At 59.4% G+C, this 21290-nt stretch carries 20 protein-coding genes; 8 read left to right on the forward strand and 12 right to left on the reverse strand.

What is annotated here, in order from left to right; translation table 11 throughout:
* Positions 1–220 precede the first annotated feature (220 nt).
* Positions 221–964 (forward strand): DUF1906 domain-containing protein, encoded by a 744-nt coding sequence (locus ACFPPD_RS15770; RefSeq protein WP_209748294.1) that lies wholly within the window; start codon positions 221–223, stop codon positions 962–964.
* A 289-nt stretch (positions 965–1253) separates the two neighbouring features.
* The gene (locus ACFPPD_RS15775; RefSeq protein WP_209748296.1) at positions 1254–2030 is read left to right on the forward strand and encodes a hypothetical protein; all 777 of its coding nucleotides are present in this window, start codon (positions 1254–1256) and stop codon (positions 2028–2030) included.
* Positions 2031–2632: 602 nt separating this feature from the next.
* Here the strand turns inward: ACFPPD_RS15775 and ACFPPD_RS15780 are convergent.
* Entirely contained in the window at positions 2633–3271 is a 639-nt protein-coding gene (locus ACFPPD_RS15780; RefSeq protein ID WP_209748298.1) for an NUDIX hydrolase, read from the reverse strand.
* Between the two features lie 6 nt (positions 3272–3277).
* On the reverse strand, positions 3278–3781 hold the full coding sequence (mscL, locus tag ACFPPD_RS15785) for a large conductance mechanosensitive channel protein MscL (RefSeq protein ID WP_209748500.1): 504 nt from the start codon (positions 3779–3781) through the stop codon (positions 3278–3280).
* A gap of 192 nt (positions 3782–3973) precedes the next feature.
* Here mscL and ACFPPD_RS15790 point away from each other — a divergent pair, with 192 nt between their 5' ends.
* Positions 3974–5659 (forward strand): ATP-binding protein, encoded by a 1686-nt coding sequence (locus ACFPPD_RS15790; protein WP_209748300.1) that lies wholly within the window; start codon positions 3974–3976, stop codon positions 5657–5659.
* Here ACFPPD_RS15790 and ACFPPD_RS15795 read toward each other — a convergent pair.
* Positions 5626–6555, reverse strand: a complete 930-nt coding sequence (locus ACFPPD_RS15795) for a diacylglycerol/lipid kinase family protein (RefSeq protein WP_209748302.1) — start codon at positions 6553–6555, stop codon at positions 5626–5628. The two genes, ACFPPD_RS15790 and ACFPPD_RS15795, sit on opposite strands and share 34 nt — an antisense overlap.
* Before the next feature lie 157 nt (positions 6556–6712).
* Here ACFPPD_RS15795 and ACFPPD_RS15800 point away from each other — a divergent pair, with 157 nt between their 5' ends.
* Positions 6713–7819, forward strand: coding sequence for a DNA alkylation repair protein (locus tag ACFPPD_RS15800; protein ID WP_209748304.1), 1107 nt, complete (start codon positions 6713–6715; stop codon positions 7817–7819).
* Positions 7816–8862 carry an FUSC family protein gene (locus ACFPPD_RS15805; RefSeq protein ID WP_209748306.1) on the forward strand — a complete coding sequence of 349 codons (1047 nt, stop codon included), beginning with the start codon at positions 7816–7818 and terminating at the stop codon, positions 8860–8862. Before ACFPPD_RS15800 ends, ACFPPD_RS15805 begins: the two co-directional genes overlap by 4 nt.
* A 743-nt stretch (positions 8863–9605) precedes the next feature.
* On the opposite strand, the gene ACFPPD_RS15810 is transcribed toward ACFPPD_RS15805, so the two are convergent.
* The 6 genes from ACFPPD_RS15810 to ilvA all read right to left on the reverse strand — a co-directional run bounded on the left by ACFPPD_RS15810 (position 9606) and on the right by ilvA (position 14653).
* The gene (locus tag ACFPPD_RS15810; RefSeq protein WP_209748308.1) at positions 9606–9887 is read right to left on the reverse strand and encodes a transposase; all 282 of its coding nucleotides are present in this window, start codon (positions 9885–9887) and stop codon (positions 9606–9608) included.
* Positions 9888–9900: 13 nt separating this feature from the next.
* Entirely contained in the window at positions 9901–10047 is a 147-nt protein-coding gene (locus tag ACFPPD_RS15815) for a hypothetical protein (RefSeq protein WP_209748310.1), read from the reverse strand.
* A 95-nt stretch (positions 10048–10142) separates the two neighbouring features.
* Entirely contained in the window at positions 10143–10763 is a 621-nt protein-coding gene (locus ACFPPD_RS15820; protein WP_209748501.1) for a TVP38/TMEM64 family protein, read from the reverse strand.
* 81 nt (positions 10764–10844) lie between these two features.
* Positions 10845–12005 (reverse strand): MFS transporter, encoded by a 1161-nt coding sequence (locus ACFPPD_RS15825; protein WP_209748503.1) that lies wholly within the window; start codon positions 12003–12005, stop codon positions 10845–10847.
* Positions 12006–12104: 99 nt separating this feature from the next.
* Positions 12105–13283, reverse strand: a complete 1179-nt coding sequence (locus tag ACFPPD_RS15830) for an MGDG synthase family glycosyltransferase (protein WP_209748312.1) — start codon at positions 13281–13283, stop codon at positions 12105–12107.
* Between the two features lie 101 nt (positions 13284–13384).
* The gene (gene ilvA, locus ACFPPD_RS15835; protein ID WP_209748314.1) at positions 13385–14653 is read right to left on the reverse strand and encodes a threonine ammonia-lyase IlvA; all 1269 of its coding nucleotides are present in this window, start codon (positions 14651–14653) and stop codon (positions 13385–13387) included.
* A 460-nt stretch (positions 14654–15113) separates the two neighbouring features.
* On the opposite strand from ilvA, the gene ACFPPD_RS15840 reads away from it, so the two are divergent.
* Positions 15114–15680 (forward strand): hypothetical protein, encoded by a 567-nt coding sequence (locus ACFPPD_RS15840; RefSeq protein ID WP_209748316.1) that lies wholly within the window; start codon positions 15114–15116, stop codon positions 15678–15680.
* On the opposite strand, the gene ACFPPD_RS15845 is transcribed toward ACFPPD_RS15840, so the two are convergent.
* On the reverse strand, positions 15634–16302 hold the full coding sequence (locus ACFPPD_RS15845) for a DUF2306 domain-containing protein (protein ID WP_209748318.1): 669 nt from the start codon (positions 16300–16302) through the stop codon (positions 15634–15636). The genes ACFPPD_RS15840 and ACFPPD_RS15845 overlap by 47 nt on opposite strands.
* Positions 16303–16524: 222 nt before the next feature.
* Here ACFPPD_RS15845 and ACFPPD_RS15850 point away from each other — a divergent pair, with 222 nt between their 5' ends.
* Together ACFPPD_RS15850 and ACFPPD_RS15855 are read left to right on the forward strand one after the other, a co-directional pair.
* Positions 16525–17754, forward strand: a complete 1230-nt coding sequence (locus ACFPPD_RS15850; RefSeq protein ID WP_209748320.1) for a stalk domain-containing protein — start codon at positions 16525–16527, stop codon at positions 17752–17754.
* Between the two features lie 161 nt (positions 17755–17915).
* Positions 17916–19106, forward strand: coding sequence for a copper amine oxidase N-terminal domain-containing protein (locus ACFPPD_RS15855; protein ID WP_209748322.1), 1191 nt, complete (start codon positions 17916–17918; stop codon positions 19104–19106).
* Between the two features lie 89 nt (positions 19107–19195).
* On the opposite strand, the gene ACFPPD_RS15860 is transcribed toward ACFPPD_RS15855, so the two are convergent.
* Positions 19196–20197: an electron transfer flavoprotein subunit alpha/FixB family protein gene (locus tag ACFPPD_RS15860; protein ID WP_209748505.1), complete on the reverse strand. Its 1002-nt coding sequence runs from the start codon at positions 20195–20197 to the stop codon at positions 19196–19198.
* Positions 20198–20398: 201 nt separating this feature from the next.
* Positions 20399–21211: an electron transfer flavoprotein subunit beta/FixA family protein gene (locus ACFPPD_RS15865; protein WP_378082617.1), complete on the reverse strand. Its 813-nt coding sequence runs from the start codon at positions 21209–21211 to the stop codon at positions 20399–20401.
* Positions 21212–21290 lie beyond the last annotated feature (79 nt).

The following is a 21290-nucleotide window of genomic DNA, read 5'->3' on the forward strand; positions in this document are numbered from 1 at the left end:
GTCCATTTCACGTTTGGTTCCCGTACCGGTGTCGGCGGTTTGAAATCCGCTACCAACTGGTTGCCACGGGTCGAATCCGCTCTTTGATTCCGTCCAGGAAGACATCTAGTCATTTGTTAAATTTTCCTATCTGCAAGAGATGCGCCGACACCCCCGGTCGTCCGAACTCATTAAATGAATTAGCATAGCGCGCCAAGCAGACCAGGAGTTGAAATCGACAATGACCAAAGGTATCGATTGCGCCACGCCGCTGACCACATCGACGGCCGGGGCGATCGCCAAGGAAGGATACAAGTTCGCTGCCCGTTATCTGGTGCCGGACAGCTACAGCTGGAAGCGCCTGACCCCGAGCGAGGCGCAGGCGATCACGAATGCCGGGATGCAGATCGTTTCCGTCTACGAGACTTCCGCGAACCGGCCGGCCGGCGGATCGTCCGCGGGGCAGCAGGACGGGGCTTCCGCGCGGAAAGAAGCGCAAACGCTGAAGCAGTCTACCGGCAGCGCGATTTATTTTGCCGTCGATTACGACGCGCAGCCGCAAGACTACGACGAAATCGAACAATATCTGAAAGCGGCCGCCGCCCAGATTCCCGGATACGACGCGGGGGTGTACGGCTCTTATGCGGTCGTGGAAGAGATGTACAAGCGCAGTGCCTGCAAACGGTTCTGGCAAACGTACGCCTGGAGCGGGGGTAAGAAAAGCGCGCACGCCAACCTATACCAGTACAAGAATGGTGTAACCGTCGGTGGCGTTCAAGCCGATCTGAACGACGGCTACGGCAACGAGGGCTGGTGGAGTACGCAAACGGGAGGAGGGGGAGACGAGATGAGCCAAGAAGACGCGACTAAAATCATCCGGTTTCTATCCGCGGGTTGGTACGTCGCCACAACGAAAACGGACAAGGACGAGTTCAACCGGTTAGCCAACGAAGTTCGCAAAGCAGCGGGGTTGCCGCCGGAGTAATAACGGAAATCAAGGGTTCCTGCTCATGTCTCCATTAAATCAAGGGGCGTAAGTAGTGACAGCGGCAGGACGTTATTTCGGGGGAATGTGGAAAGATTCATCCATTATTGACCTGGCATGCAAGCAACTACAGCCCCCCGAAGCGACTCCAAGCCGCCCAATCATTTGCTGACAAGGGCTACGACCTCATCGACGGCATCCGTCGCCTTCCGCCAGCCGCATGCATATGCTGTAGGCATCCGCCTGCCGCGCCAACGGCGCGCTTCCGGCGATCGAGGAGGCTTACCGCATGCCGACCATTCCGAATTTCCCGCCAGCGCTGCTGGAAGAACATAAAAGCTGGCATCACGCCCGGCACAACGTGGACACGAGCAATCCTCCTCCCGGCTACGGGCAGGAGTTTTTGCGGTTTCACCGCGACTTCATCGGCCGCGCGATGGCTTGGTATAACCAGAACGGCAACGATCCGCGGCTCGTCGAGGCATGGGCTTCCGTGCCCGAGCCGATCAGGCAATCGCGGTGCTACAACCAGGATGCGGAGGCGCGGGTTCTGTTTCAGCCGGAGTCTTTCGCCACCGCCGACGAACTCGGCCGGTTCATCGAATCGTCGAGTCTGCACGCCTGCATCCATCAGGAGGCGGCAAAGGTATTCGGCGATCCCGAGATCAACGATTTCGACACGGCGCCGCGCCACACCGAATTTTACAACATCCATCACATGGTCGACCGCTGGTACCGGAACTGGGAGGGGCAGGGCCGTTTCGCGAGGGGGCTTTCCTTCTGGCAAGGCGCGTTCGCGGGCGATGGGGATGAAGTGCTCATGCACACCGTCTTCGACGGAAAATGGTGGCTGGCGCATCCGGCGAGCGCCGCGCCGTGGATGGAGGTTGGCGATAGTTCGACGTTCGGACGAATGGACGATGGCAGGCAGTTCCGCGTATGGGACGCCGACGGGGACGGCAGGCTCGAAGTGCTGTTCCGGCATCCCGCGACCGGCCGCTGGAACGAAGGCAAAATCATCGACGGGCGACTGCAATGGCAGCCGATCGTCCTTCTACCACAATAATTGCAGCGAATTCCTCGCCTGTAGTCAGGCGAAACCGAATTACGCGAGCCGCGCCAAGCGGAACTGCGCCTGTAGCCAGGCGAAACCCAATTACGCGAGCCGCGCCAAGCTGATCTGCACCTGTAGTCAGGCGAAACCGAATTACACGGGCCGTGCCAAGCTGATCTGCGCCTGTAATCAGGTAAAACCGAATTGCGCGGGCCGTGCCAAGCTGATCTGCGCCTGTAGTCAGGCGAAACCGAATTGCACGGGCCGCGCCAAGTGGATCTGCGCCTGTAGTCAGGCGAAACCGAATTGCACGGGCCGCGCCAAGCGGATCTTCGCCTGTAGTCAGGCGAAACCGAATTGCGCGAGCTGCGCCGCGTGGATTTCCACCTCTAGTCAGGCGAAACCGAATTGCGCGAGCCGCGCCAAGCTGATCTGCACCTCAGTCAGGCGAAACCGAATTACGCGAGCCGCTCCAAGCTGATCTGCGCCTGTAGTCAGGCGAAACCGAATTACGCGAGTCCTGACGCGCGAATGGGTGCCTGGGGTCGAGCGAACACTTCAAAAAAAGCTCCGGAAGCGCCGGTTCCCCGGTCTTCTGGAGCTTTTCCATCGTCTTACCGTCCCGCGGTTAACCCGCGCAGGAATTCGAACACTTCTACGTAATACCCAAAATCGCGTGGTACGAACAACTCGCGGCCGACTTTGATGACCGACTCGACGAGCTTGCCGTCGCGGAGCTCGACGCCTTCGACGATCAGCCGGCTGAGGGTTCCGTTCATCAGCGAGATGAGCTCGGCCGCGTTGGCCTCGTACAGCCCGGTGACTTCCTCCACCTGCAAGCGAAAATCCGCGAGATTCGTCTCCGTCACTAAGCCGAACACGTGGCTGATCTCCGCATCCACGTAAGGCTTGCCGCCGATCGTGCCTTCTGCATGTTCCCTCACTATCCCGAACGAAGTCAATTCCTCGAATTCCGCACCGATACCCAGTTCCTCTTCCAACTCGCGAACGACGTCGTGAGGCGTCTCTCCGGCGGCCAGATGGCCGGCCACCGTGATATCCAGGCATCCGGGGTTCGTGTCCTTGCCGGAGGAGCGCTTCTGAAACAGAATGCTAGCTTGGCCGCCGTCTCCGCGGCGAACGAGCCAGCAGTGCACCGTGTGGTGCCATAAGCCGAGCACGTGTACTTTCGCGCGCTCCTCGGTTCCGGTCCAGTTGCCCTCTTCGTCATAGACGTCGAATATTTCAGCCATCCGGCGTTAGCCTTTAGCGCCGGCAGCTTGTCCGACCGGATCGATGTCGGACGTGCAGTGCGAGCATTTGGACGCGGCGAGCGGAATGGCGGACAAGCAGTACGGGCAATCCCGCGTCGTCGGCTCCGCGGCGGCGGGAGCTTCTTCGGCTTTTTTTCGGCTCAGCCGGTTCAGCACTTTCACGAGCAGGAATACGCAGAAAGCGACGAGCAAGAAGTCTATCAGAATGCTTAGAAACTGTCCGTAAGCGATAACTGCGGCTCCGGCTTGCCGTGCCTGATCCAACGATTCCGGCTCTTTACCCTCCAGCAACTTCCCAGGATCCAAATTCCAATACAAATCCTTAAAATCGACGTTGCCCAGCATTTTGCCGATCGGCGGCATGACGATATCGTTGACGAGCGACGTGACGATCTTGCCGAACGCCGCGCCGATAATAACGCCGACCGCCAAGTCGACGACGTTCCCGCGCATGGCGAAAGTCTTAAATTCTTGTAATGTGGATCTTATCACCTAGGAGTTCCTCCAATTTTAGACAAATTCGGAAAAGGAATTTGCTGCCATTCGTCGAATGCTATAAAACAAGGGACTTTCATGTCTGTTATTGCGAGGGATGAACCTATGAACGGTACCGCTGTGTCTTTCTGGCCCGCGTTTTTCTTACTTCTGGCACTGTTAATCAGCATACTCGCATCATATACCATGTTCAACTTTTTAGGCAATCTGAAAAGAACGAACGGCAACTTCCGGCAATTCTGGCTCGTGGGCGGCGCCTCCGTGTTCGGAATAGGGATGTGGGCGAAGCACTTCATATTGAGGCTCAACTACGAAGACCAGATCCATTTTTCGTGGATCGGTCCCGTCACGCTCATGCTGATCATTTTCTTCTCGCTCATGGCGTTCGTCATGTTTACGTTCCAAGGCATCGGAAGGAACCGGCTGGTCATCGGCAGCTCGATACTGGCGTTCGGCATTACCATCATGAATTTCATGAGCTTGTTCGGCCGGGAAATGGAGAGCTTCGCCGTCAGTCCGCTGTACCTGAGCTTGGCGGTCGGCTTGATTTTCATCGGCACGCACTTGTCTTTCTTGCTGTCCGAAGGAACGCTACGCTACAGGCAGTTCATGGCGAGCCTGCTGCTCGGCACATCGGTCGTCTGCATGCAGATGCTGGGCAAATCGGCGGTGCAGCTCGAATACGCGGATAGCATCTACGTCACGTCGGACAAGCTGTACAAGGACATCAACCTGCTGGCGATCATTATCGCGATCGGCGTAATGCTCATCCTATTGTCTACGATCGTAACGTGGTACATCGACAAGCGACTCGGCCAGATGGACGAGCGCTACCGGCTTCTCGTCGAGAATTCCCTCGATACGATCGCCATTCTGAAAGGCGACCGATGGGTCTTCGTCAACGCCGCGGGCGTGAGGATGTTCGAAGCGAAGTCGGAAGGGGAATTGCTAGGGAAGTCGATCTACGCGTTTCTGCCGGTCAAAGACCATCACGCGATGAAGGAGCGGCTGCATAATCTCGTGTTCGCGGGTAGCGGGAAGGCAATCGAGCAGGAATGGTATACGCTTCACGGGAAGCAGCTCCATACGGAGATCGTGGAGACGATGACGACGCTGGATAACGAGCCGGCGGTTCAAGTCATCATCCGGGACATCTCGGAACGGAAGAAGAACGAGGAATTGATGATTAACTCCGAGAAGCTGTACGTGGCGGGGCAATTGGCGGCGGGCATCGCGCACGAGATCCGCAATCCGCTGACTTCGCTGAAGGGGTTCTTGCAATTGATCGCGTCCGGACGGAAAAATAACAGCAGCTACTATGATATCATGAACGCGGAACTGGACCGGATCGAGGACATCGTCAGCGAGCTGCTCATGCTCTCCAAGCCGCAAGTGTACGATCTGGCCTACCAGGATATGAGGGTCATGATGAGGGATACGGTCACGTTGCTGGAGACTCAGGCGAATCTGCACAACATCTCGATCGAGGCCGAGTACGGCACGGATCCTCTGTGGATATACGGCGTGGAAAATCAAGTCAAGCAAGTGTTCATCAACGTCATCAAGAACGCGATCGAAGCGATGATCGACGGCGGCGCCATACGGATCAAGCTGTCCCGCGAGAGCGACGGCGTCTACGTTCGCATTCGCGACGAAGGGCCGGGCATCGACGATGATCAGCTGGCCAAGATGGGCCAGCCGTTCTATACGACGAAGGAAAGAGGCACCGGCCTTGGCCTGATGGTCAGCTACAAGATCGTCGACAACCATCAAGGGAAAATCGACGTCAAGAGCCAGCTCGGCATCGGCACGCTGTTCGAGATCATGCTCCCGTTCCGTTACCCGGACACGGCGATCAAGAAGTCGAGCTGATTCGGGCGAAGGACCGCGGTAATCGGCGTGACGCCGGAAGGCTCGCCGTCGCCGAAGGCGAGCATGGGGGACGACGAACGGACGGTTGCGCTCGATCCCGAGAGGATCGTGACGTAACGCGTCCTTTTGACGTGTCCGCCGGTCAGCAGCGTCGGGAAGATGAGCAGGATGCGACCGACGCCGCAATTATGGACGACGCACACGTGAAGCCTGCCGTCGTCGGGTTTCGCGTCCGGGCAGATGCGCAAGCCTCCGCCGTAGCTAGGTCCGCTCGCGATGACGGACAGCCAGCCTCGCGAGAACTCTCGCGCGACGCCGTCGACCGTTACCGTGATCGAACGCGGCTTGAACTTGGTCAATGCGCGGAACAAGCCGATGATATAAGCGAGTGAGCCGACGCCAAGCTTGTTGCACCAGCTCTTGTAGCGGGAGCCGTTCACGTCGGCCGCGACTTCCCCGTCGAGACCGACGGCGACGGCGGTCAGCGTGCGTTGCTTGACGCCGCCCTCCGTGAACGTCTCGAGCAGGTCGACCGCTCTCGTCCTGCCGGCTAATATAATATCGAGCGCCTTCATCGGGTCGGCGGGAATGCCGAGCGTACGGGACGTATCGTTGCCCGATCCGGAAGGAATAAGACCGTACGGGATGCCCGAGCCCGCGACGACCGGAAGCAAGCCGTGAAGCGTGCCGTCGCCGCCGATGACGGCAACCGCTTTCACGCTTCCGCGCTTCAATATTTCCCCGACGCGGACGACCGCCTCCGATTCCGACGAAGTGGCCAGCATCTCGTAGGCCGTTCCGTTCGCCCGCAGCCTCTCTTCGACTTTCGTCCGTATTTTATTGCCGCGTCCATTGCCGGATTTCTCGTTGACGACGAATAGGATCAAGCCGTTCATGCCTCCCGGTAATTGCGTCTATCTGTCACCTATTATAAGAGGACGGGCAGGCGAGCGGAAGCCCTATCGGCAAGTCGCGAGGCGGGCGCGAATCCCGTCTGGGAACGGGCGTTCCCTCATGGTATAATGGGTTAATTGCAACAAGGGGGATATCGACATGGCAGAACCGCTCAAAGCGATGTACGACGAAGCTTTCTTAAGGGCGTTCGCCGGCAAGGTCGCCGAAGCGCATCGTCCGTTCGACGGGGAGGCGTTCGTGCGGACGGCGCTCGGTTCGGGTTGGGACGGGCTGGAGCTCAAAGGCAGGATGAGAAGAATTACGGAGTCGCTGGGGGCGACGTTGCCGTCCGAGTACGGAAAGGCATTGGACGTGCTCGAATCGATCTCGGACGAATGCCGAGGATTCCCTTATTTGTTTTTCCCCGATTTCGTGGAAGCGTTCGGTCTCGATCATTGGGATCGTTCGATCGCCGCGCTCGAACGGTTCACGAAGCTGTCGAGCGCGGAGTTCGCGGTGCGGCCGTTCATCAGGCGGGATCAGGCGCGAATGATGGCGCAGATGGAACGTTGGTCGCAACATCCGGACGAACACGTGCGCCGGTTGGCGAGCGAAGGCTGCAGGCCGAGGCTGCCCTGGGCGGACGCTTTGCCGACGTTGAAGCGGGATTCCGGACCGATCTGGCCGATTCTGGAGGCGCTGAAGGCGGATTCATCGGAATACGTGAGGAAAAGCGTCGCGAACAATCTGAACGACATCTCCAAGGACCATCCGGAGCTCGCGCTCGAGGTCGCGACCCGATGGTTCAGGCGAAGGCCGGAGACCGATTGGATCGTCCGCCACGGCTGCCGGGGCTTGATTCGCGCGGCGAATCCGGAGGCGATGGCGCTGTTCGGCATCGTGCCGAGGCAGGTGGACGTGCTGGAATGGGAGATCGAGCCGAAGGCGCTCCGAATCGGCGAATCGGTCGACTTCCGTTACGCGCTCCGCGTTCCGGAAGGGGAGTCGGCGAAGCTGCGGGTCGAGCTCGCGGTCTCGTTTCCCCGGTCGACGGGAAAGACGTACCGGAAGCTGTTCAAGTTAAGCGAGAAGGAATGCGAGGGCGGCTCGAGGCTTAGAGGGGGCAGAAGCTTCTCGTTCGCCGACCTGTCCACCCGCCGCCATTATCCGGGCGTTCACGGGATGGCGCTCGTCGTGAACGGGCGTCAAGTCGCGCAGACGGAAGTGCTGTTGACGGACGGGGCTAACGGGGAGGACCAAGAATGACGATCGGCGCAAGGGTGCTGAAGACCGGGCTGGCCGTGGCGGTCGCCCTCTGGGTCGGCGCGCTCGTCGGCTTGGACTCGCCGCTCATCGCGGCGATCGCTTCGATCTTCACGATTCAGCCTTCGATTTACCGGTCGTGGATGCAGGTGCTGGAGCAGGTGCAGAGCAACGTGCTCGGCGCGGCGATCGCGATCGGGGCCGTCAGCCTGCTCGGCAACGCGCCTATCGTCGTCGGTCTCGTCTGCGTCGGAGTCATTCTGTTATGCATTCGGCTCAAGACCGAAGACACGATCGCGCTCACGCTCGTGACCGTCGTCGTCATCATGGAGGCGCAAGGGCAAGGTTGGACGGTCGCATGGGACAGGCTGCAGGCGATTCTCATGGGGATGGCGTCCGCGTTCGCGGTGAACGTCATTGTCGCCCCGCCAAGACATCGCAACCGGTTCGTGAAGCAAGTGGAGGAGACGCAGGCGCTTCTTTCCCGCTTGCTGAGGACGGTCGTCTCCAACGAGTTAAAGGAGAATGTTTACCGCGAGGAGCAGAGCCTGCTCCGGAACAAGCTTCGCAAGCTGGACGAATTCTACGATTTGTTCGCGGAGGAGCGGGTATGGCGCAAGGGCGCCCGGCTGAAGCGGGCACGCCTGCTCGTCGTCTACAAGGGCATGTTGTCCGCGCTCGAGAGAGGGTACACGCTCATCGAGGCGGTGGAGTCGCATTATTGGCAAGTCAGCACGCCTAAAGCCTGGAATCATCTCGTCGATCGTCAGATCGAAGTGTTGTGCGGCTACCACGAGCAGTTGCTCTGGAAGTGGGAAGGCAAGATGAAGCCGGGAGCGACGGCGGCGGCTCCGCCTCCGGATGCTTCCGTCCAGCTGACGGAGCTCATCGGGGAACGACAGGGAGAGGACGCCACTTCCCGGGCGCGCATACTCGTCATTACTTCCGCCGTCTATACGTACGAAGATCAGCTTCGCCGGTTGGACAAGCTGATGGAACGGTGGCTCCATCGCGAGCAGGGCGAAGGGGAAGACGACGAGGATTAAGGCGGATCGGAACTGTCGCGTGCAACGGGAATCTCGCGTGACCGCCGGAAAGATTAGCGGTGCGAGGCACCGTTAATTCGGCGGGAAGCGGGATTCGAGGACATTAGCGGTGCGAGGCACCGTTAATTCGGCGGGAAGCGGGGTTCGAGGACATTAACGGTGCGAGGCACCGTTAATTCGGCGGGAAGCGGGGTTCGAGGACATTAACGGTGCGAGGCACCGTTAATTCGGCGGAAAGCGGGTGTTCGAGGACATTAGCGGTGCGAGGCACCGTTAATTCGGCGGAAAGCGGGTGTTCGAGGACATTAACGGTGCGAGGCACCGTTAATTCGGCGGAAAGCGGGTGTTCGAGGACATTAGCGGTGCGAGGCACCGTTAATTCGGCGGAAAGCGGGTGTTCGAGGACATTAGCGGTGCGAGGCACCGTTAATTCGACGGGAAGCGGGATTCGAGGACATTAGCGGTGCGAGGCACCGTTTATTCGGCGGTAAGCGGGTGTTCGAGGTTATTTGCGGTGAGAACCTTCGTTTCGTTTGGCTTGCCTATAGACCGAATTCGCCAAGATAGCGGAACCACGTTGTTACTATTTACGTCACCTTCAACCACGTACCGCAATTCCGCACACCACGGCCGAAATCGCAAATTTACCCGCCGCGATCCTTTCGTACCTGATATTCATGATCATTTCCGTAAACAAAAAAGCGGGAAGCCAATACGACGGCTTGCCGCTTTTTCGTTGTCCCTTACTTCTTCCCGCGGTCCATCTGGCGGCGGGGATGGTCGATCTTGCCTTGCTTGTCGATATCGTCTTCCTTCGGCACAAGGCGCGGGTCGGTACGGCCTTGGTGATGGTTGTCGAAGCTCAGCTCCGTCAACGTCCATAACGTATCGCCGAGCATCGGGTCGGCGGGGAACGTTTCTCCTCGGCTTAATTTCTGCTCGCGTCCCCATTCGTTCCGGTAAACGCCGTCCACGACGACTTGCTCGCCCGAGATCGGATCCAGCCGGTCATTGAAATCGCTCATTGGTCGCTGCCCCCTAATCTCCGTGTTTCGTGACGGCCGCGCTATCGGCTTCCGACTGAAGCTTCTTCGCTCGGGCTTTGCCTTCGCCTTTGCGATCCGCCTCCGATTGCGCCTTGCGGGCTTGCAATTGCTTGTCGGAAGGACGAGTGCCCGTTGACATGGCGATTCCTCCTTTTCGATCGGATTGCCCGATTAGGGTGCCACGGGATTCGCGGCGTTATGCTCCAAGGAGGACGGTAGAGGGGCTTCGCCTATTCAGTTATACCGGGTTTCGAGCCTGCGTCCGCCGAGCCAGAGTAAGATCAGGACGACGAGAGCGACGACGATCTTCCAAGGGTTGTCGATCATCTCGCGCAAATCATTACCAAGATAGGCGAGGCAGAAGATCATGACCGCTTTGCCGAGCATCGAAGCGATGAGGAACGTATGCATCGGAAGCCGCGACAAGCCGGAAGCCACGTTGACGAGAAAGGACGGCGTGAACGGGAAGCAAGACAGAAGAAAGATCGGCGTGAAGCCTTTGCGCTCCACGTAGCCGAACATCTTTTCCGTCTTCGGGAATCGCTTGCGGAGCATGTCCCCTCTGCGGGTCCCGAGTCTTCGCACGATCAGGAATACCGCCAACGATCCGGCGCTGGCGCCGACCCACGAATACAGAAAGCCGAGCCACATGCCGTAGGCGAGCGTGTTGGCGACGACGAAGACGACGAGCGGTAAAAACGGAAGAAATGCTTCCGAGAAAGGCAACAGAATGCCGGGGAGCGGCCCGAGCTCGGAGTACTTTTTGAGCCATCGTTCGATTTGTTCGAGGTCCAACGTCTTGACGTAAGCGATCCATTCGTGCAATTGCCAAGCGTAATAACCGAAATCATGCATTACCAATAGACGCGACTCCAATCGGCCCTGACGGCGATAAATAACTGCGTCCCAGTCCGCGGCGACGCGGAAGCCCTCGTATTACTTGACGGGCTCGTCGCCTTTGAACAGTCGGAACGGGAAGAACAAATAAAAGGAACTGATAAAGACGAACAAAATGCCGGCGAGCCCGACGACGGACGATTCCCCGTAAGACGTGGCAAGCAAGCCGCCGACGATGGGGCCGACGATGCCTCCGATGCCTTCGACCGTGGAAAATACGCCCCAACCGAGTCCTTGCTGTCCGGGCGGCACGAAAGCGGCGAGAAGCGCGTTCCATGCCGGCAGCACCGCTGCGTAAGAGATGCCGAGCAAGAACGCCCAGAATAGCGCCAAGCCGAGCGGCGGTTTCTGGGTCAGCGCGAACAGCACCGTTCCGAACGCCAGAAATCCGGCGATTAGAAACCATTTTTTGCCAAGCGAGTCGGACAGCTTGCCCATCGGGATGAGTCCGACGACCGTGCAACCGCCGCCGATCAGCAGCAGGACGGAGTAATGCGTCGCGCTCATGCCGAGGCCGTTCACCGCGAAGCTCGGCAAGATCGGCAGCAGCATGCCCGCGCCGAGCGTCTGGAGCACCATGCCCGGCAGCAAGAGCCGCATATCCTTTAAACGGCTGCCGAGAACGGAAAGTTGTTTACGGAATGGCACGACGCCGATGTGCATGCTTCGACTGCCGGGAATGAACAGCGACAGAAGCCAAGAAGCGAGCGCCGTGCCGGCCATGACGCAGTAGGTCAATTCCAGATCGACGTCAAGCAATAGGTTCGTGACGACGGGGCCGCTGCCGAGACCCACGAGCCAGATCGTATACAGGAAGCCCATCTGCGTCGCGCGCTTGTCCTCTTTGACCTTCGTCAGGCAGACGATCCAGATCGGAGAGATCCCGATGCCGTAGATGGCGGCCGCGGCGATGAAGATCCACGGAACGTCGGCGAATTGCAGGACGAAGACGCCGAGGAACGAACAGAACAAGCCGATGCCGACGACCGTCCGAACCGACAAGCGGTCGAGCAAATATCCGATCGCGAGCTTCAGCGCCGTATCCGTCACGTAATGAGCGGTGATCGCGGCGCCGATGACGTCCAGGTCGAGACCGAGCGCCTTATCTCCGTAGATCGGCAAGAAGCTGATCAGAGCGGCCCCCCGGACGAACTCGACCAAATAAAGAATGATCAAGTTCAGCAGCATGTCCCTCTTCATGAATGCTTGCGTAGAAGATGAGTTCAATTGCGGCACTCCCCTTTTTGAACAACCCCTTTAAGCGAATTCGCGTCGGAATCGCGCCATGCGGTGACTGGCTCAGCGGGACGTCGGCAACAAAGTCGTGCGAGGGAAAGAGGCCGCCTTCGAGGAAGCCTCTTCCATTATATGCAATTGCCTTGCAATATCCAAGGCTATACGGTCCGACGAGTCGGGTTTGCGAAGCGCTTCGAGGGCGCCACGCATCGCGAGCGGTTCGGATGCGTCCTCGAGAAGGCGGCGCGCGGCGTGCATGACGTCGTGCGGATCGCGGCAGATGACGGCGGCGCCTTTGCCCGACAAGTACTTGGCGTTGCCGAGCTCCTGGCCCGGTACGGGACGGTAAAGAAGAAGAGGGAGCCGGGCGGCGATCGCTTCGGATAAGGTGAGCCCGCCGGGTTTCGTGACGAGGCAACGGGAAACGGCCATCAGCTCGTCGATGCGCTCGACGAAGCCGAGCACGGCGACTCCCGTCCGGGGCGCCAAGCCGGCGGCGAGCGAGTCGCGCAGTGCCTTGTCGCGTCCGCAGACGACGGCCACCTGGGCGCCGCAGCGATCGCGCAGCAGAAGGCAAAGCTTCGCCGTCTCGGCGGATGGGACGTTCGGGGGAGCCATCACCATGACGATGGGACGGCGCTCGTCGAGTCCGTACTTGGCGGCGACGCCGGTTCTCGCGCCGTCCGGACGGAAAGTCGGCCGGATCGGAATGCCGGTGGCCGCGATCCGTTCGGGACGAACGCCCAGCGAGCGGAGCTGCCTGCTTATATCATCCGTCGCGACGTAATATTTATCCACCGCGGGATGGACCCAGCGGCGATGCAGATCGAAGTCGGTAATAACGTTGAACATGGGAATGCTGAGGCCGATTTTGCGGGAGACGGAGGGGAGAACGAGCATGGGGAACGTATGGACGATCGCGTCGGGGCTTTCCCGTTCGATCAGCTTGCGCAGGGCGACGCTGCCGAACGAGTGCAGCCAATTCGCGAACGGGGAGTCCGCGTTCATGCCTTTCGTCGTCTCGTATACCCAGCCGTACAAGTGGGGCATGACGTTGTAGCTTTTGGCGTAGACGAAGCGGCTGACCCCGTTGAGGAACGGATGCGCTTCCGCCAGCAAATCGATCAACACCGTATCCGCGCCGCCTACCCGTTCGAAACTATGGCGAAGCGCGGAAGCCGCTTGCCAATGGCCTTCGCCGAAGCGTGCGTACAGGATGAATATTTTGCGCCGCTTGTTCATTCGCGCACCCGCTTTCCCGATGTCCGTTCTACATCCACTGTAACCCCGGAGTGTAAATTACGGATAAAGCGGGCACGCGAACGGATCGAATCGGGTCGGACTCAGATCAGCAGGTTAAAGAGGACCGGATCTTTGTTAAGCTCCGTGAAGCGGAAGCCTTTGCTTTCCATCCGTCCGATCAGGCCGCCGTAATCTTCAGGTATCTTCAGCTCGATGCCGACGAGAGCGGGGCCGTTCTCCTTGTTATGTTTCTTCGTATATTCGAATTGAACGATATCGTCGTTCGGGCCGAGCACGTCGTCCAGGAATTCGCGAAGGGCACCCGCGCGCTGCGGGAAGTTGATCATGAAGTAGTGCTTCAAGCCTTCGTAAATGAGCGAGCGCTCCTTGATCTCCTGCATGCGGTCGATATCGTTGTTGCCGCCGCTGATGACGCAGACGACCGTCTTGCCCCGAAGCTGCTCCGGATGGATCGCGGACAGCGCCGCGACGGTCAGCGCGCCGGCCGGCTCGGCGACGATGGCGTGCTCGTTATAGAGCTCGAGAATCGTCGTGCATACGCGTCCTTCGGGAATGACGACGATATCGTCCAGCAGCTCGCGGCACACGTCGTAAGTCAGCTCGCCGACGCGCTTAACCGCGGCTCCGTCGACGAATTTGTCGATCTCCGGGAGCGTGACCACGTGCCCGCGCTCGAACGCTTGCTTCATTGACGGCGCGCCTTCCGGCTCGACGCCGACGATTCGCGTCGAAGGGCTGATCGCCTTGATGTAGGTCGACACTCCCGCGGCGAGGCCTCCCCCTCCGATCGTTACGAGCAACAGGTCGATGTCGGGGGCGCCGCCTTCGATGATTTCCTTGCCGACCGTCGCGTTGCCGGCGACGATGCGGGGGTCGTCGAACGGATGGACGAAAGGAAGCTCCTCCCTCTCGCTGACGCGGATCGCTTCGGCGTACGCATCGTCGAACGTGTCTCCGGTCAGACGGATGTCCACGAATTCGCCGCCGAACAGGCGCACTTGGTTGATTTTCTGCCGCGGCGTCGTCGCCGGCATGTAGATGATGCCCGGAATGCCGAGTTTACGGCACGAATAGGCGACGCCTTGGGCGTGGTTGCCCGCGCTCGCGCAGACGACGCCCCTGGCGCGTTCCTCTTCGGGAAGCGAAGCGATCAGCGTGTAAGCGCCGCGGATTTTGAATGACCGGACGACTTGCAGATCCTCGCGCTTCAGGTAGACGTTGCATTCGAATTTGTCGGACAACGCCCGGTTGAACTGAAGAGGCGTCGGTTGGACGACGTCCTGCAGGACGCGATGGGCGTTCAGGATGTCTGCGAGGGAAACGGAACGGTCGGCGTTGCGGTCTGTCATACGGCATTTTCCTTTCCGGATGGGGATGAAATGGCGATTGCAGCTCAGAGGCGATTGGACGATTTTCGAAAAATGAATGCAAAAAAACCGTCCCCAAAAGTAAGGGACGGATCGAGATCCGCGGTACCACCCTCGTTCCTAATGCGCGACCGGATCCTTCCCGGCGCAACGTTAGGCGCTCGCATGCCGTATAAAAGATACGGCGTTCCCGTAACGGGGGAGTCCGTCCGCGGCTACTTGGCCGGCTTGAGCCGGCGATTCGTCGAGGCTTCTCGGGGAGGATATCGTCCGGACTTCGGCCGTCGGCTCGCAGCGATTCGCCGACTCTCTGGGGACCGAAGGAACCGGGCAACGCGTTCCCGTCGTGGAATGTTATTCATTGTTATACTCTTCCGCGAAGCGGAAGTCAATGGTGAGCCGTACGAGTTCGCGCGGCGGCAGGGGAGGGGACATACGTAGGATGAGAAAATGGCTGATCGGATTTTTCGTATTCGCGATTATCGTCGTCGGGGCCGGCGTCGGTGCGTTGTACTACGCGAAGCCGGACAGGAATCTGGATTTGGCTTACGAGAACGTGCCGCTGAAGGACCGGGCGCTGAGCATGGCCAAGCGCATGTCGACGGAGTTGTCGTTGACCGACGAGGACATCGTGAATCTGGCGAAAAAGTCGCTGGCGGAACAGCCGCAAGTCGAGAAGGACGTGCTCGTGACGGGAGCGGACTTCCGATTGGAAGGCGATCTGCTGCACGCGGACTTGAACGTTATCTGGAAGGATAAGATCAGCGCGGGGCTCAAGGTCGATTACCGGCTGAGATGGGCCGATCCGAACGTCATCGCGACGGCGGAATCGGCGCGGTTGAAGGGCGTCAAGCTCCCGCTCTCGATGTTCGCCGACCGCGTCATTCCGATCGGGGACAGGCTGCCCGAGTTGCTGCATATCAAGTCCTTGAATTGGGGCGACGGGAAGGTCGACGTCTTGTTCAAGAAACCGTCGATGAACGACCTGCGGAGTTTGATCGGCGGTTGATCTTGGCGGCGCCGCGACGAATGAGCCATTCCGCGAACAAGAGGTTCGGTATCCAGCATAACCAGGCGATGACCCTGTAATAGTCGTTGAAAGAGTCTTCTCCGAAAATAACGAGAGAGATCGGCACGTAGAGCCGGAGCATGACGGCGGCGAAAGTCAGCGCGTAGTTTCGCGTCATCCATTTCCGATGGGCGGCACGGTCGCCATGCGCGGCGATCGCGGAGACGCCTCGCAGCATCGTATACAGCCAAGCGATCGCGAGCAGCAGAAATCCGGCGGAGGAGACCGGGCCGCCCGTCGCGTAGAAAGCGAGATAAGCGCCGGACAAGCTGCCGAGAAGGACGCCCGACGCGTAGATTTTACCGATCGTCCGATGGACGCGCGGCGACTTCGTTCTCCATTTCCGAACGAATTGGGTCCATCCGAGAACCATCGCGGCCATGCTGCCGACGATGTGGACGTACAGCACGACGTACCAGAAGTCGCTTAAGCTCATTTCATCCAGCTTTTGTTTGACGAAGTCGACGCCTTTGACTTCTCCGGCGAAATATTGCGCGACAAGGAACAGGCTGACCAATATGGCGAAGAACGCGACGACGTAAGACGATTTGGCGATGCGCAAGGGGATTCCTCCTTCGATGGAGCTGCCTTCGGCCTCTCCTCTGAACCTAATATTACCAACTCGAAGGCTCGCCGGGATCGGACCGGAAATCGGCAGACGCGCTAGACCTGGGTCGGAGAAGGTTTTTTTCCAGTATTAGGACTTGCGGTTCTTGAAGGGCGATCGATCATTAGCTAGATTAATAGGTAGAACCTTACATTTGTCGGAAAGCTGGTGCGCGAATTGAAACGTATATCCTTCCTGGCTTGCGGTACCCTGCTCGCATGCGCGATAGGAGGAACGGCGTCCGCGGCGACTGCCGCGACCCCGACGGCAACCGTAACCGCAACTCCCGCTACGGCCGTCAAGGCGCCGATCCCGATTAAAGTCTCCGTGAACGGCAAGCCGGTCGAATTCGGGGACGGTTTATTCGTCGATCGCGGAAAAGCCTACGTCGACTACGAAGCTCTCTTCGAGGCGCTAGGTTACGAGACTCGTTACGACGCGACGACGAAGACGATTCGCGCCAATACGGAAGACGCGGTCGTCGCCGTGCCCGTCGGCGGCGAACAAGCCTTCGCGAACGGCGGGTTGTTGGCTAGCGCGGGGGAGTCGATCGAACGGAACGGCAGGGCGATGGTCGGCGTTCGATTCGCCGGGAAGCTGACGAACTTCGGCGTCGAATGGGACGGCAAGACGAAGACGATCTCGCTCGTCTATCAAGGTCCGACGGCCGAGCAGAAAGCGGCGGTATACGACGTGTTCAACCGGCTTCAGCTGCTGGAAGCGGCCGCGGACGGCAACGGTCTCGTCGCGTTGTTCGCGGAAGACGCGAGCATCGATCGCGAGCAGGTGAAGAAGACGTGGTCGTCCGCGAAAACGAAAACGACCTACGAAGCGAAATATTTGGAGTCTTATTCCGATACGGTTGCGATCGTCGCTCTTATCGAGAATACGACGAAGATCAGCGGCGGATTTTTCCCGGACAACCGTTCCGAAACCCGCTACACGCTGCATAAGGCAAAGGACGGCAGCTGGAAAATCTACGACGTCGAGGTCTCGTACGTTCAGTACACGAACCTCCCGGGATTATTCAAGCAGACGGCGGACGTTCCCGAAGCGGAGAAAGCGACGATCGGAGCCGCGTTCGAGAATCAAGTCAAAGCCTTCAACGCGAAAGACGCCGACGGCTATATCGCCACGCTGTCCGAAGTTGCGGATAAGGATGCGCTGAAAGCGAGCTTGACGGAGCTGTTCCAAAACGGAAGCATCAAAGCGACCGTCGAACAATGGGCGGTCGTGGAATACGACGGCTCTTCGCACGCGAAGTTGCTCGTCTCACTTCTGAGCGAGTCGGACATCGGAGGCGTACAATCCTCGACGCGCAGCATTCTTCTGAACGGCGTCGTGAAAGTCGAAGGAAAGTGGCTGCTCGACGTCGACGCCGTCGTATTGACGGACGAGAACTTGTAGATGCGCGCCTAACTACGGATTATCATTTTACTGCGGGGGCCTGGAAGTTTCAGGCCCCTATTCTTGTGCCGCGAATGAAATATCTGGAGTATTGTGAGATTGAATAGGAGTGATATAGAGTGAACATGGGATAAGAAATAAAACAAATGGAGGAACTAAAGTTGAAACGTTGGGTGATTATGGCATTAACTGCCGTATTGATTTGCGTGAATGTTAGCGCGGTATCGGCCGCAACTCAGCCGCAGCCGATTCGTGTCTTGTTAAATGGAAAAGCGGTAGTCTTTCAAGCGCCTCCGATTTTGATCGACGGCAAAACTTTCGTGGAATTCCGCACTTTGTTTACTGTTTTGGGTTATACGGTCGATTACGTAGCGACGACGAAAACGGTGAAAGCGAAGTCGGCCGAACGGAATATCGAGATGAAATTGGGTGCGGTATCCGCCCTTGTGGACGGCAATAAAGTTCCCGTTAACGGGGATATGAAAGTCATTAACGGGCGTACGATGGTCGGCGTTCGATTCATCGCCACGCTGTCGGATAAAAACGTCGTCTGGAACGGCGCGAAAAGAACCGTGGAAATTACGGATAAAGGGCCGACCGCGCAGCAGAAAGCGGAAGTGTTCGGCTTGTTCACGAAACTGGCCGCCGCGGAAACGGCTCAAGATGCTGATGCTTTTCTGGAATTGTACAATGCATCCGTTCGCGAGATCATTGAACCGAGTATTCGCGAGCAATTCGCGAAGTTTCAAACGAACACCGTCTATGCCGCTATGGATTTAGAAAGCTACTCTTCCGCCGAAGCGGTCGTCGTGACGACGGAGCAGACTCGCAAAGTCAAGGGAGATGGGTTTTTCGCCGATTACGAGAGCGATATTCGGTACACGCTTCGCAAAAACGCATCCGGACAGTGGGCAATCGATGATTCGGAGCTATTGTGGTATGGGGTGTTGGACGAAGAGAGCTTGTGGAAGCAAGCGGTAGAAGCGCCCGAAGAGGACAAGGCGGCGATCGAAGGCGCGTTGAATTCGCAGATTAAGGCCGTTAACGAAGAAAACGTCGACGACTATCTCGCGGTATATGTGCCGAACGCGCCTGGATTGGCGGAGGATATCGAGGACTTGAAAAATGTATTTCAAAATGCCGATTTGAAAGCAACGATCGATAAGATGGCGATAGTCGAATACGGTAATGGCCGTGCGAAAATATTGGCCTCCATTAAGGTGGAGAGCGTGGCAGGCGCGCAGATTCCCCCGTACCGCTCCGTTACGGAGATGAGCCTCGTTCAACAGGACGGCAAATGGCTTTTCGCGGATGCGGAAAGCGAATACGATTATGTGTCGGAAGACTTGTAAATGAATAAAAGCGCCGCGGGCCTTCACTTCAGGCCCCGGCGTTTTTCATTTTTAGTTGGATTTGTCGCGGCTGCAGTAAACAAACCTTTTTAGCGCGTTGCCGAGAGCTCGGCGATCAGAGCCGGAACGACTTCGAACAGGTCGCCGACGATGCCGTAGTCGGCCACGCCGAAGATCGGCGCGTCGGGGTCTTTGTTGATGGCGACGATGACGCGCGAGCGGCTCATGCCCGCGAGGTGCTGGACGGCGCCGCTGATGCCGCAGGCGATGTAGAGGTCGGGGGTGACGGTTTTGCCGGTTTGCCCGATCTGGAGGGCATAATCGCAATACCCGGCATCGCAGGCGCCGCGCGAAGCGCCGACCGCTCCGCCGAGCAGAGCCGCGAGTTCCGCGAGCGGGGCGAAGCCGGCGCTGCTCTTCGCGCCGCGTCCGCCGGCGACGATGATCCGCGCCTCCGCCAAGTCGACCGTGCCGGAAGTCCGCCGGACGACGTCGCGCACGAAGATGCGCGACGGAGGCGGGGCGAACGGCACGCGGCGGATAGGCGCGGGCGGGCCGGCGGTTTCTGCCGCCGGGGCGAAATTGTTCGGGCGGACCGTGACGACGGCCGGCCCGTTGTTCAGGAAAGCGCGCCGCTCGAGCGCTTTGCCCGCGTGCAGCGCGCGCGCGAACCCGATGCGTCCGTCGCCGCCGCGGGCGGCGCCGATCGCATCGGAGATCTGCCCCGCCCCGAGCCGCGCAGCGAGCCGCGGGGCAAGGTCGCGCCCGATAGCGGTGTGGCCGAGCCACCACCGCCGCGCCTCGGGCGTCAACGCTCTCGCCGCCTCCAGAGCGGCGGCGAGGTGCGTATCCGGCGCATAGCGCCCCAAGACGGGGTGATCGACGACGATCACCTCGTCCGGGCCGCTTCGCGCCAGCAGCCCGGCGGCGGCGTCCGACTCCGCGCCGCCCGGGCCGAGCAGCACGACGGCGAGACGGTCGCCGTCCGCCATGCACCCCCTTGCCGCGGCAATCGCCTCCAGCGATACTCGCCGCAGCTGACCGTCCCGGCATTCCGCGATGACGACGTGTTGGTTCGACGCTTCGCTCATATCGTTCGCCTCCTCGCTCGCAATCTCATCATTTCTTAAGCGTTTCTCCTCATCTATCTCGATGATGGCTTGCAATCTTTCGACTCTTCAGCCTACTCGCCGCATCTATCTCGTTAGTGGCTCGAAATTGGGTGGATGTGCTCCTGTTTCAGTCGTAGATCGACGCAAGTCCAGTACTCGAATCGCTCCACCCCTGCGCTCTTAACCACTACTCAGCGCTTGCGCTTCATCCCGCAGCAACCGCAGCAGTTCCGCCGCTTGCTCTCCCGCCGAGCCCGCGAGCTTGCGGCCGGGCGGCCGAGCCGCCGGCGCGTCTACCCGGAGTCTCTCGGTTCGCGGTGCGCCGTCTTGGCCCGGGAGGGCGGATGCCCCTCCGAGCGACACGCCCAAGTCTTCCGGCGACAGCTCTGTCAGAGGTTTACGTTTTGCTTTCATGATGCCGGCCAGCGCCGGGTACCGCGGCTCGTTAAGCCCCTGCTGCGCGGTGACGACCGCGGGCAGCGGCAGCTCCCAATCTTCGCTGTCGCCTTCCGCGTCGCGGGTGACGAGGAGTCTTCCCCCGTCGACCGCTTGGCAAGCGACGACGGCGCCCGCGTGTGGCCATCCGAGCAACTCGGCCACCCGGATCGCCACTTGACCGGCTCCGTTGTCGACGGACAAGTGGCCGGCGAACGCGATATCGTACGCTTCCCGGCGGATGGCCTCGACGAGGAGCGTCGCGTAGGAGTGCTCATCCGCCGCCTCGTCGTCGACGCGAATCCACACCGCTTCGTCGGCTCCCATCGCGAGCGCCGTCCGCAGCGCCTCGACGGTCCGGTCTCCCCCGGCAGCGATCGCGACGACCGTGCCGCCTCCGGCTTCCTTCCAGCGCAACGCTTCCTCCAAACCGTATTCGTCGTAAGGATTGATGACTCTTTTCGCGCCGGTGTCCTCGATAACGCCGTCCCGCACGTATACCGGTTCGTCCGTAGCGACGACCGACTTGATCAGCACCGCGATTTGCAAGGAAATCATCTCCTCTCATGAGACTAGATCGGCTTCAACCAACTAACTCCCACCCGAGTGCGGCCGACGACACCGAGTTAATGTTCCA

Source organism: Cohnella suwonensis (assembly GCF_042655365.1).
Classification (GTDB): Bacteria; Bacillota; Bacilli; order Paenibacillales; family Paenibacillaceae; genus Cohnella; species Cohnella suwonensis.

What these genes read in the sequence shown, in the direction of transcription:
- ACFPPD_RS15770 (WP_209748294.1), top strand. Translation starts at nt 221, where the DNA reads ATGACCAAAGGTATCGATTGCGCCACGCCGCTGACCACATCGACGGCC.
- ACFPPD_RS15775 (WP_209748296.1), top strand. Translation starts at nt 1,254, where the DNA reads ATGCCGACCATTCCGAATTTCCCGCCAGCGCTGCTGGAAGAACATAAA.
- ACFPPD_RS15780 (WP_209748298.1), bottom strand. Translation starts at nt 3,271, where the DNA reads ATGGCTGAAATATTCGACGTCTATGACGAAGAGGGCAACTGGACCGGA.
- ACFPPD_RS15790 (WP_209748300.1), top strand. Translation starts at nt 3,974, where the DNA reads ATGTTCAACTTTTTAGGCAATCTGAAAAGAACGAACGGCAACTTCCGG.
- ACFPPD_RS15795 (WP_209748302.1), bottom strand. Translation starts at nt 6,555, where the DNA reads ATGAACGGCTTGATCCTATTCGTCGTCAACGAGAAATCCGGCAATGGA.
- ACFPPD_RS15800 (WP_209748304.1), top strand. Translation starts at nt 6,713, where the DNA reads ATGGCAGAACCGCTCAAAGCGATGTACGACGAAGCTTTCTTAAGGGCG.
- ACFPPD_RS15805 (WP_209748306.1), top strand. Translation starts at nt 7,816, where the DNA reads ATGACGATCGGCGCAAGGGTGCTGAAGACCGGGCTGGCCGTGGCGGTC.
- ACFPPD_RS15810 (WP_209748308.1), bottom strand. Translation starts at nt 9,887, where the DNA reads ATGAGCGATTTCAATGACCGGCTGGATCCGATCTCGGGCGAGCAAGTC.
- ACFPPD_RS15815 (WP_209748310.1), bottom strand. Translation starts at nt 10,047, where the DNA reads ATGTCAACGGGCACTCGTCCTTCCGACAAGCAATTGCAAGCCCGCAAG.
- ACFPPD_RS15820 (WP_209748501.1), bottom strand. Translation starts at nt 10,763, where the DNA reads ATGCATGATTTCGGTTATTACGCTTGGCAATTGCACGAATGGATCGCT.
- ACFPPD_RS15825 (WP_209748503.1), bottom strand. Translation starts at nt 12,005, where the DNA reads ATGAAGAGGGACATGCTGCTGAACTTGATCATTCTTTATTTGGTCGAG.
- ACFPPD_RS15830 (WP_209748312.1), bottom strand. Translation starts at nt 13,283, where the DNA reads ATGAACAAGCGGCGCAAAATATTCATCCTGTACGCACGCTTCGGCGAA.
- ilvA (WP_209748314.1), bottom strand. Translation starts at nt 14,653, where the DNA reads ATGACAGACCGCAACGCCGACCGTTCCGTTTCCCTCGCAGACATCCTG.
- ACFPPD_RS15840 (WP_209748316.1), top strand. Translation starts at nt 15,114, where the DNA reads ATGAGAAAATGGCTGATCGGATTTTTCGTATTCGCGATTATCGTCGTC.
- ACFPPD_RS15860 (WP_209748505.1), bottom strand. Translation starts at nt 20,197, where the DNA reads ATGAGCGAAGCGTCGAACCAACACGTCGTCATCGCGGAATGCCGGGAC.
- ACFPPD_RS15865 (WP_378082617.1), bottom strand. Translation starts at nt 21,211, where the DNA reads ATGATTTCCTTGCAAATCGCGGTGCTGATCAAGTCGGTCGTCGCTACG.